This window comes from Streptococcus sp. SS-4456 (assembly GCF_036680365.1).
Classification (GTDB): Bacteria; Bacillota; Bacilli; order Lactobacillales; family Streptococcaceae; genus Streptococcus.
Genome location: NZ_JAVIHI010000061.1, coordinates 1 through 9,873 on the forward strand (window position 1 = coordinate 1; position 9,873 = coordinate 9,873).

At 43.9% G+C, this 9,873-nt stretch carries 11 protein-coding genes; 2 read left to right on the plus strand and 9 right to left on the minus strand.

Annotation, left to right across the window (positions count from 1 at the left end):
* Positions 1-108 precede the first annotated feature (108 nt).
* Entirely contained in the window at positions 109-1,302 is a 1,194-nt protein-coding gene (gene metK / locus RFK25_RS10960) for a methionine adenosyltransferase (protein WP_332413456.1), read from the minus strand.
* Between the two features lie 355 nt (positions 1,303-1,657).
* Here metK and RFK25_RS10965 point away from each other — a divergent pair, with 355 nt between their 5' ends.
* Positions 1,658-2,593 carry a hypothetical protein gene (locus RFK25_RS10965; protein WP_332413457.1) on the plus strand — a complete coding sequence of 312 codons (936 nt, stop codon included), beginning with the start codon at positions 1,658-1,660 and terminating at the stop codon, positions 2,591-2,593.
* A gap of 31 nt (positions 2,594-2,624) precedes the next feature.
* Here the strand turns inward: RFK25_RS10965 and RFK25_RS10970 are convergent, their stop codons facing one another.
* The 4 genes from RFK25_RS10970 to RFK25_RS10985 form a co-directional block, all read right to left on the minus strand.
* A complete protein-coding gene (locus tag RFK25_RS10970) occupies positions 2,625-3,092 on the minus strand; it encodes a deoxycytidylate deaminase (protein WP_332413458.1) in 468 nt (155 codons plus the stop codon).
* A 114-nt stretch (positions 3,093-3,206) separates the two neighbouring features.
* On the minus strand, positions 3,207-3,845 hold the full coding sequence (locus RFK25_RS10975) for a hypothetical protein (RefSeq protein WP_332413459.1): 639 nt from the start codon (positions 3,843-3,845) through the stop codon (positions 3,207-3,209).
* Between the two features lies 1 nt (position 3,846).
* Positions 3,847-4,881, minus strand: coding sequence for a M42 family metallopeptidase (locus RFK25_RS10980; RefSeq protein ID WP_332413460.1), 1,035 nt, complete (start codon positions 4,879-4,881; stop codon positions 3,847-3,849).
* Between the two features lie 80 nt (positions 4,882-4,961).
* Complete coding sequence (locus RFK25_RS10985; RefSeq protein ID WP_332413462.1) at positions 4,962-5,786, minus strand: ADP-ribosylglycohydrolase family protein; 825 nt, start codon at positions 5,784-5,786, stop codon at positions 4,962-4,964.
* 93 nt (positions 5,787-5,879) lie between these two features.
* On the opposite strand from RFK25_RS10985, the gene birA reads away from it, so the two are divergent.
* Positions 5,880-6,836 (plus strand): bifunctional biotin--[acetyl-CoA-carboxylase] ligase/biotin operon repressor BirA, encoded by a 957-nt coding sequence (gene birA / locus RFK25_RS10990; RefSeq protein ID WP_332413464.1) that lies wholly within the window; start codon positions 5,880-5,882, stop codon positions 6,834-6,836.
* Here the strand turns inward: birA and RFK25_RS10995 are convergent.
* The 4 genes from RFK25_RS10995 to RFK25_RS11010 form a co-directional block, all read right to left on the minus strand.
* Positions 6,802-6,990 (minus strand): DUF3272 family protein, encoded by a 189-nt coding sequence (locus RFK25_RS10995; protein WP_332413466.1) that lies wholly within the window; start codon positions 6,988-6,990, stop codon positions 6,802-6,804. The genes birA and RFK25_RS10995 overlap by 35 nt on opposite strands.
* Positions 6,991-7,181: 191 nt before the next feature.
* On the minus strand, positions 7,182-8,849 hold the full coding sequence (gene dnaX, locus RFK25_RS11000) for a DNA polymerase III subunit gamma/tau (protein ID WP_332413467.1): 1,668 nt from the start codon (positions 8,847-8,849) through the stop codon (positions 7,182-7,184).
* Positions 8,849-9,346, minus strand: coding sequence for a GAF domain-containing protein (locus RFK25_RS11005; protein ID WP_332413469.1), 498 nt, complete (start codon positions 9,344-9,346; stop codon positions 8,849-8,851). The genes dnaX and RFK25_RS11005 overlap by 1 nt, the downstream gene beginning before the upstream one ends.
* A gap of 74 nt (positions 9,347-9,420) precedes the next feature.
* Positions 9,421-9,690, minus strand: coding sequence for a DUF1294 domain-containing protein (locus RFK25_RS11010; RefSeq protein ID WP_332413471.1), 270 nt, complete (start codon positions 9,688-9,690; stop codon positions 9,421-9,423).
* Between the last annotated feature and the right edge of the window lie 183 nt (positions 9,691-9,873).

Here is a 9,873-nt window from a genome sequence, read left to right on the forward strand (position 1 = left end):
ACATCGCTTTGAATATTGAAAAAGAGAGAACGAAGTTCGTCCTCTCTAGGTGTTAGCTTTTCATCTACCCACTACAGTTGACAAAGAGCCAAAAATCATCTATTTCTATCACTCATTTACAGCAGACTTTAATGCTTCTACCTTATCCAAGCGTTCCCATGGCAAGTCAATATCTGTCCGACCCATGTGACCATAGGCTGCCGTTTGCTTGTAAATCGGACGTTTGAGGTCCAACATTTGAATAATACCAGCTGGACGGAGATCAAAAATCTGACGAACTGCAGCTTCTAATTTGCTCTCTGCTACTGTGCTCGTACCAAAGGTATCGATGCGAACTGAAACTGGGTGGGCAACACCGATGGCATAAGCCAGCTGAACTTCCGCCTTTTTAGCCAAACCAGCGGCGACGATATTTTTTGCGATGTAGCGTGCCGCATAAGATGCAGAACGGTCCACTTTGGTCGCATCCTTACCAGAGAAGGCACCGCCGCCGTGACGAGAGTAACCGCCATAGGTATCAACGATAATCTTACGACCTGTCAGACCTGAGTCCCCTTGCGGACCACCAATAACAAAGCGACCTGTTGGGTTGATAAAATAGTTGGTTTGTTCATCCAGGTATTGAGCTGGAATAATGTCCTTAATGACACACTCAATGATATCCTGACGAATTTGCTCTTGGCTAACTTCAGGATCATGCTGGGTTGAGATAACGACTGTATCCACACGAACAGGTTGATTGTTTTCATCATACTCAACTGTTACCTGTGACTTAGCATCTGGACGGAGATAAGTAATTTCACCAGATTTTCTCAACTCGGCCAAACGACGCACCAATTTGTGGCTCAGTGAAATGGGCAGTGGCATAAGTTCCGGCGTTTCATCTACCGCAAATCCAAACATGAGCCCTTGGTCACCTGCGCCAATCAAATCCAATGGATCTTGACTAGCATCTTGACGAGTTTCCAAGGCTTCATTGACGCCTTGGGCAATATCTGGCGATTGCTCTACAAGTGACGGATGAACCCCAACCGACTCGGCTGAAAAACCATACTCACCTTTTGTATAGCCAATCTCCGCAATGGTATCCCGTACCACACGGTTAATATCTACATAGGCAGTAGTTGAAATCTCACCAAAGACATGAACACTACCTGTGTAAACAGCCGTTTCCGCCGCTACGTGTGCATCTGGATCCTCTGTTAAAATAGCATCCAAAATAGCATCTGAAATCTGGTCAGCAATCTTGTCCGGATGTCCTTCCGATACTGACTCAGACGTAAACAACTTACGTTCTGACATAAAAATGTCCCCCTTAAAATATATTGTTACTAAGGTTACAAAGAACTAGTCGAAGACTAGTTCTTTGCGAAAGACACCTGTCTTGAGCAAAGGAAAATTCCAGATACATAACGAGAAAGCAATAACTTCCAAGTATGTCTGAGAGGGTTCACTAGTCTGATAACTACCTTTTCGGGACTTAATAACTCTTTTATTGTACCACAGTTTGGTAAGAAATACGAAACAGTTCCATCATTTCCACAGACATCTGTTTCAACTCAAGTATTTTACCCATCCCTAAATCACCCCAAAAACGATTACTTCCTATTCCATACCCTCTTCAAAAATAGTATAATAGTATAATGGAGGAATAAATATGAAAAAGTTAGTTTTCTATGGCAGTGTTGCTTTACTCGTCTCATTGATGAGTGCCTGTGGTTCATCTACCACTTCCCCTACTACAACTTCTTCTACAGAAGAGGTAGATGTTACAGAAAATACTGCTGCCTACTCAAAAACCTATAGCCCGTACAGCATTACAGGAGAACCAGCCTCAGAAGGTGAAGATCTGGTTGTAGAGGACACTGAACGCAAAGAGGCCTACGATAACCTACAAGCATACAAAAAAAGTGTCAAAGACAAAGCGATTTTAAACGCTCTGTCGATTGTGGATGAATTTTATATTTCCAACAATACCTTACAAGCAACCCGAAAAGCCTACGGCGTCTCCTCTGAAACAGAAGTTTACCAAGAACTTTTTTCAACACTTTCAAAAAATATGGATGTCGATACCAAGTACTCCATGAAGTATCAAGGAGATACCTACAAACTCTCTGAAATCGGACCGAAAGCCTTAAAAGTCAATGTAAACTCCCTGCAAGAATCCGCAGCTTATGAGGTTGTTTATTCAAAATTTGAAGACCAAAAAGTCTATCTTCACTTACGCGTACCATACGTTGATACCTTTCAATACTATGCAGAAGCAACCTATCATGACAATTACCAAGAGTTTTTCTATCCATTAGAAGAAGCCTTAACTGAGGCTCAGTCTGAAGGTGATACTAGCAGAGCCTTGCTAACCCGTCTCCTTTATTATCTTGAGGCGGTTGGCGGTGAAGAAGGAAGCGTCAACCTACAAGGCATGAGTTGGGGACAACTACGAGACCTCTACCTAGTTCTAGACATCAAAAAAAACCAATCTATTTCTCTCTCCTACGAAATGTTGGCAGCAATCAGTCAAATTGAGGCTAGTTCTGTTAACGAGAAATGGGAGGCTACATTCCAAAAATGGGAAGAAGAGATAAATAAATAAAAAGGTGCTCCATTTGGCACCTTTTCATTTTTTAGATAAATTCAGCATCCGCAATCGCCTTTTTAACAGTTTCTAGTGGTAAATGAACCAGCTCACAGCCCTTTTCTTTATACAAGTAGTGGGCATAATCGTCCATTCGATATTCGTTGATATAGACGACACGTTGACAACCAACCTGTAGCAATTGCTTGGAGCAATTGAGACAGGGGAAATGGGTCACATAGGCAGTAAAGCCTTTTGGAATTCCCCGCTCTGCTCCTTGTAAAATGGCATTAACTTCCGCATGCAAGGTCCTAGCACAATGACCGTCAATCATCAGGCATTCCTGGTCCAGACAATGCTCGGTTCCCGAAACAGAACCATTATAGCCCGTCGCAATGACTTTATTATCCTTAACCAAAACCGCACCGACCTTGGCCCGCTTACAGGTTGCCCGATTGGCAATCAAAAGAGCTTGGGCCGCAAAATATTCATCCCAGGCTAAACGATTTGTTGACATGATTTCTCCTTTCCGCTTAATCCATCAGCCCCAAGATTTCTGCTAGGTCTTGGGCTGTGATAATCCCCACCAAATCCTCTGGCGAATGTAGCTTCCCGCTCGCCTGACGACTGACTAGGACGGTTGTGCGCTACGCCCTTCAAAATGATTGATCAGCTGGTAAAGGCTTGTATCAGTTGGTAAAATAAGCACCTGAATACTATCCTCCTCGCAAGCCAAGACATCAGCCAGACTGGCTTTTTCTAATTTTTCACGGATAGAGCCCGTTTCCTTACTAGCCTTGGCCAACCAATTTGCCAGTCCCTTATCTGACACCAAACCCTGATAGGACTTTCCAGAGAAAATCGGAAACTTGGAAAAATGCTCACGCTCTACGATTTCTAAAGCCTGGGTCAACTTATCCCGACTATCAAACAGAATAGGCTTGATCCTCTGGGTCTTTTGCAGATAGGTTTCAATGGTCAGAGGTGCTTGGTACTGGGCAATAACCTTTTCCAAAACTGAAATCAACTCCTGCGAAGGCTGAGCCACTTCTTTCAATCCTGTTCGTCTTTCATGGACCATGAGATTGCGTAACTGCCGAGCTACATAGAGATTGTCCCAGTTGGCTTGGACAGGATTGACTGGGCTTAAGTCCTTGGCCTTGGCCAACATGGAACCAACGTCCGCATGTTCCCCATCCTCAACTTGACAGACCTTGCGTAAGACCTTATCCAGGTCATTAAAGAGCTCTAAAAAACGATTTTCATTCATCTTAGTCTACCATTGCTGATTTCAAATAGGCATCCACCATTCGCTCAGTCGCAACTACAGAATCCAAGTGGGTCCGCTCGTATGAATGGCTAGACTCAATCCCCGCACCAAGTAGGGCGTGCTTGACATCTGCACCTGCTCGCATAGCCGCTGAAGCATCCGAACCATAATATGGATAAATGTCTAATTTATATGGAATACCATCCCTCTCTGCCAAGGCTACCAGGTGCTGACGGAGTTCATAATGATACGGACCTGAACCATCTTTGACACAGATAGAAACTGTATACTCATCTGTCTGCTGGTCGTCTCCCATTGCTCCCATGTCCACCGCCAGATACTCAACCACCTGAGCAGGAATGCTGGAGTTAGCACCGTAGCCAATTTCTTCATTATTGGAAAAATAGAAATGAGTCGTGTAAGGCAGGGTCACTCCCTCTTCCTTATAAACCTTCAAAAGATGGAGCAAAATAGCAGCTGAAACCTTGTCGTCAAGGTGGCGACTCTTGATAAAACCTGTTTCTGTCACAATAGTCCTTGGATCAAAGGAGATAAAGTCACCGACTTCAATCCCTAAGGCCCGCGTCTGATCGGCACTGGTCACTTTTTCGTCCAAACGAATTTCCATATTGGTCTGGTTGCGCTCAGCTGTACTGGCATCTCGATAGACATGGACAGAGGTCTGATGCATCAAAATCGTACCTGTAAAGGTCTTGCCATTCTTGGCACAATGAATTAGACAGTTTTCTCCTTCAATAGAAGGGTAGCCAAATCCTCCTACCAAATCCATTTTAAGTCGGCCGTCTGGCTTAACTGCACGGACCATGGCACCTAGTGTGTCCAGATGAGCAGTCAGCATGCGGTGCTGCTGGGCATTTTCCCCAGGAACTGTCACCAAAATGCCACCCTTGGCAGTTTTGACAGCTTCATAGCCGAAACCCTCCACTTCTGCCTTGATGTAGTTCATAATATTCGTCGTATAGCCCGTTGGCGACGGTGTATTGGTTAGTTTAACGATGTAATCAAGTGTCTTCATGAAAACCTCCTTATTTTAAACTATTATAACACCTTTTTATCAGTAATCTTTCAAAGTTTAATAAATTTCTTCTTTGGAATTTAATGAGACAAAATAGAATCTATCAATTCCCTATTCTGTAAGGATTCTATCCAACTTTTAGGAATGGCTTCAAACCCATAAATGGCTCCTGCTAAAGCACCCGTGACAGCTCCAGTCGTATCCGTATCATCACCTAGATTAACTGCTAACAAAACCGCTTCAATAAAATTAGTAGAATGAAGTATGCACCACAAACTAGCTTCCAAAGTATGAACAACATAACCTGTTGATTTTATAGCTTCAATTGGTAATGAGAGCAGACAAGGAAGGCGGTCAAACGGTTTGGGATAGTCTTTATTACTGAGAAATTCATCAAGTTTTTCTCCCTTTAGTAAACTTTCCAAAAGTTCAATAAAAATAATACAGGCAAGTTTAGAAATGGGATGAGCATGGGTAATAGCTGACACCTCTGCAATTTCCCACCGACTTGTATTGAAAAAAGCAAGAGGAGCAATCCGCATTAAGGAACCATTTCCATTTGAACTAACATCTTCCAATCCTCTACCATTTATTAAGGCATGGCTAGTTGTCATACCATAGTCGAATACTTTGCCAGTTGCCGTATATTCAGCTTTGAACAGCCACTTACAAAATTGCTTACGCAGGTCCTCTATTCGAACACCATTATACGTCTTCAAAGAATCAAGGGTAGCTAATGTCATACTCGTATCATCTGACCAGGTACCTTCCGGCTGATAATAGGTTCCGTATCCAACCATTTCGCTTACCTTAAAACTCCCGCGTTCACAAAATTCAAAAGGAACTCCCAAAGCATCTCCAACAGCAATTCCATATATCACACTCTTCACCTGATAGCTATTCATAGTGCGGCCCTCCTATTATACAGTATATCATATAGATAAATTGTCTTGAATATCATTTTTTATTTACTACCTGACTTATGCTATAATGAAGACATGAAAACCTACCAGAAGATTTATTTACTGTTAAAAGAAAAAGAAGACTACATCAGCGGAGAGGATTTGGCACAGGAATTGGGTATTTCTCGGACTTCCATCTGGAAAGCCATTCGCCAGTTAGAGGCACATGGTCTGACCATTGAGGCAGCCCGCAATCGTGGTTACAAATTGGCCGAGGGGGATTTGCTTCTACCAGACTTGATTGCCGAAGAACTCCAACTACCTGTCCACATGAAAGCCGACAGTGATTCGACCCAGCTTGATGCTAAACAAGGCATCGAAGCAGGTCATGTCAGCCCAGCCCTCTACCTGGCTCCCCATCAGAACAAGGCCAAGGGCCGATTTGGGCGTCCATTTTATGCTTCCAAATCAGGCGGTATCTATATGTCCCTCCGCCTTTCTCCAAATGTCCCCTTCCTGGAATTTAAGCCCTACACCATTCTGGCCGCTGCCGCTGTGGTCAAGGCCATTCAGTCCCTCTGTGACCTAGATGTCCAAATCAAGTGGGTCAATGATATTTACCTGGGGCAGAAGAAAGTGGCTGGCATCCTGACCGAAGCCATTTCTTCCATGGAAAACCAACGGGTGACCGATGTCATCATCGGAGTTGGTATCAATGTCCATATTGATGATTTTCCCAAAGAACTCCGTCAATCAGCTGGCAATCTCTTTGACGACCAACCTCCCTTTACCCGCAACCAGTTGATTACAGCCATTTGGAAAGCATTTTTAGAAACCGATGACAAGGAACTCATTGCCCTGTACAAAGAAAAATCACTTGTTGTTGGCCAACAAGTGAGCTTTGTAGAAAATCAGGTTGAATTTAAGGGAACTGCCATCGCAATCACCGACACAGGCAATCTAGTCATCCAACTGGATAACGGCAAGGCAAAAATCATCTCCAGTGGAGAAATCAGCCTTACTTCTTGGTCTGCTTCTCCACCAAACGAATAAAGCGTGTCACCTTGTAGGCAAAGTGAAGATTGCGAAAGGCGATAAAGGCAAAAATACCTGCAAGCAAAAAATCCTTAGAAAGAATGGAAGTATTCATAAAATAAATAGCGATAATTGTCGAAAGAGACAAGAAAAGAAATTGTGACAGTTTCATAGCTAAATTATACCAAAAATTCAGTCCATCGGCTGAATTTTTTTACGCCTTCTTTCTATGTATGCTAGCTAAACAAGAAAGCACCAACTCAGTCGGTGCTTTCTTAAGGAGATTATGAAAAATATTTAGGATTGACTATAGTATACCTTAGTCAAGCACATTTCACATCAGTCCTAAGACCGATATTGCTATCAATCATTTACTATCTCAACGGTGTCTGCTAGAAAGCCAAATTCTTCTGGAACAGGGCTTTCTTCTTTTTCCTTTTCTTGCGTTTTTTGCCCCTTTGCTTTCGCCGAAAATTCAGCTCGGATGCTGACCCAATCTTCCTGAGCAATGGCTAAAATTTGTGGCGAAAAGCCTGCTGCCTTGCTGAGAATATTGCCAAACATGGTGTTTAGATTATCACGTTTCATGGTCTGTTCAGCATTGAGTGGGGATTCAAAAGCAAGGATGGCATGATTTTCATTGGCGGCTACTGGCTGGGAACCAACAAGCAAGGCACGATCTGCTCCTGACAAGCTCTCAATTATTTCACCCCAAGCATTTTGCAGGCGGGTCAAATTCTCACGCGCCTGGGCTGGATTTTCCATGGCTTCCTGCAAAATAGCATGAACCTTGCTGGTATCCAGTCGGTATTTTTTCACTGCTTGTGGCTTGCGTGAAACAGGCTTGGCAGCACTTGGCTGGCTAGAGAGTTGGCTCAATTGCTTCTGTAAGTCAGCCACCTGTTCTTGTAGTTTACTAATTTGGCTGACCAAATCCGCTGGCAGCTCTGCCATTGCCCCCGAAGGAGAACCACATTCAGCCAAACGAATAGTCATCATTTCAGCGTAAATCTTGGGTTGGGGGCTGGACTTGATGTCCGCCAAGCCCTTGGTCACCAACTCAATCATGGTAAAAATTCGATCCTGGTCCAGTGCTAGATTTTCCGTAAAACCAGCCGTCAGATGGGTATTCTCACCACCCGTCTGCACAATCAGCAAATCCCGCAGATAATGCAAGAGGTCTGTCGCAAAACGGCTCATACTCTTACCCTGGTCAAACAAGGTCTGCAAATACCCCAGTGCCGACACACTGTCCGCCTGACGCAGACTAGCTATATAGTCATCCAGAGCGCGCAGGCTAATGGAACCCGTGATTTCCTCGGCAATTTCCAAGCTAACCGTCTGGTCAGGACTGAGACTGAGAGCTTGATCGAGAATAGACAGGGCATCTCGCATCCCACCTTCTGCCCTACGTGCAATAATGGTCAAAGCCTGCTCGTCGAAAGCCAGACCTTCCTGGCTCAAAATCTGAGCCAAATGGGCCTGAATATCCGTCACTTTGATAGACTTGAACTCAAAGCGTTGCACCCTCGACAAAATGGTCGCAGGAATCTTGTGCAACTCCGTCGTGGCTAGGATAAAGACCACATTCTCAGTCGGCTCTTCCAAGGTCTTCAAGAGGGCATTAAAAGCCCCAGTTGACAGCATGTGGACCTCGTCAATGATATAAACCTTGTAGGTGGCAAGACTTGGTGCATAGGTCGATTTGTCCCGAATGTCACGGATTTCATCGACACCATTGTTTGACGCCGCATCAATCTCAATGACATCTTCCAGACTACCCTCAGTTATGGCCTGACAGATATAGCAATCGTTACAAGGCTCTCCAGCCACCTGATTGGGGCAGTTCATGGCCTTGGCAAAGATTTTAGCCGCCGAAGTCTTCCCCGTACCACGCGGACCTGAAAAAAGATAGGCATGGCTGATTTTCCCCTGCTCAATGGCCTGCTTGAGCGTGGTCGCCACCACTTCCTGCCCCACCATCTCCCCAAAGGTCTGGCTCCGGTATTTCCGATATAAAGCTTGGTACATTACCCTTTTTCTCCAAACATCGCAAAATTCCAGTCCGTTTTCTTCACAAGGAGGGCAACGAACTCTTCTAGGTATTCTTGGTCAATGGCATCATAATCAGCTACCAGTCTGGAATCCAAGTCCAGAACGCCCAGCAACTGACCGTTCTTCACCATAGGCACCACGATTTCTGACAGGGCTGTCGCATCGCAGGAAATGTAGTTATCATGCAGACGAACATCGTCTACGAGAATGGTCTGGCGCTTGGCAGCAACCTCACCGCAGACACCTTTACCTAGAGCGATATGGACACATGAAACGCCACCTTGAAAAGGCCCCAAAATCAATTCTTGACCATTATACAAGTAAAAACCTGTAAAGACAGAATTTGGTAAAGCCTGATTGAGCAGAGCAGAAGCATTTGACAGATTAGCCAGAGCGTTGGTTTCCCCATCTAACAGAGCTTCCAACTGAGCCAAAAGTAATTGGTAATTTGATTTTTTTTCTTCTTTATTCATAGGTACATTATAGCATAGAAAGATTAACTTTAATAGTTCGAAAATAGTTTGAACAAAAAGAAAAAGGCCTTCGCCTATTTCCAAATCCAATAGATAATAAGAGCATCAATCAAGACACCTACAGCCCAAGCTAATTGAAAATACTTTTTCTGGGTTTTGTGACGGAAATGTGTTCCACCTGCCCAGGCACCTAGACCACCACCCAAGTAAGCCATAAGTAATAAGTTTTTTTCAGAAATTCGATAGGCATCCTTTCTGGCCTTACCCTTATCCAGACCATAGGTCATAAACACGATAAGATTCCAAACCAGCAAGACCATACTTACTATTTGTTGAATGGACATTATCTTCTCCTTCTCTCACATTACTTTTATAACTCTAACATAATCTATCTTAGAGTACAAGAAAAAACGGCTCGGAAAGCCGAACCGTTACAAACCCCGTGTTGTAAAATGAAGTGCAACAAAAAAGACATGTTCGTCTGATATACTAGAATTCCCCAACTCAGTATAGAAAGCAGATGAACA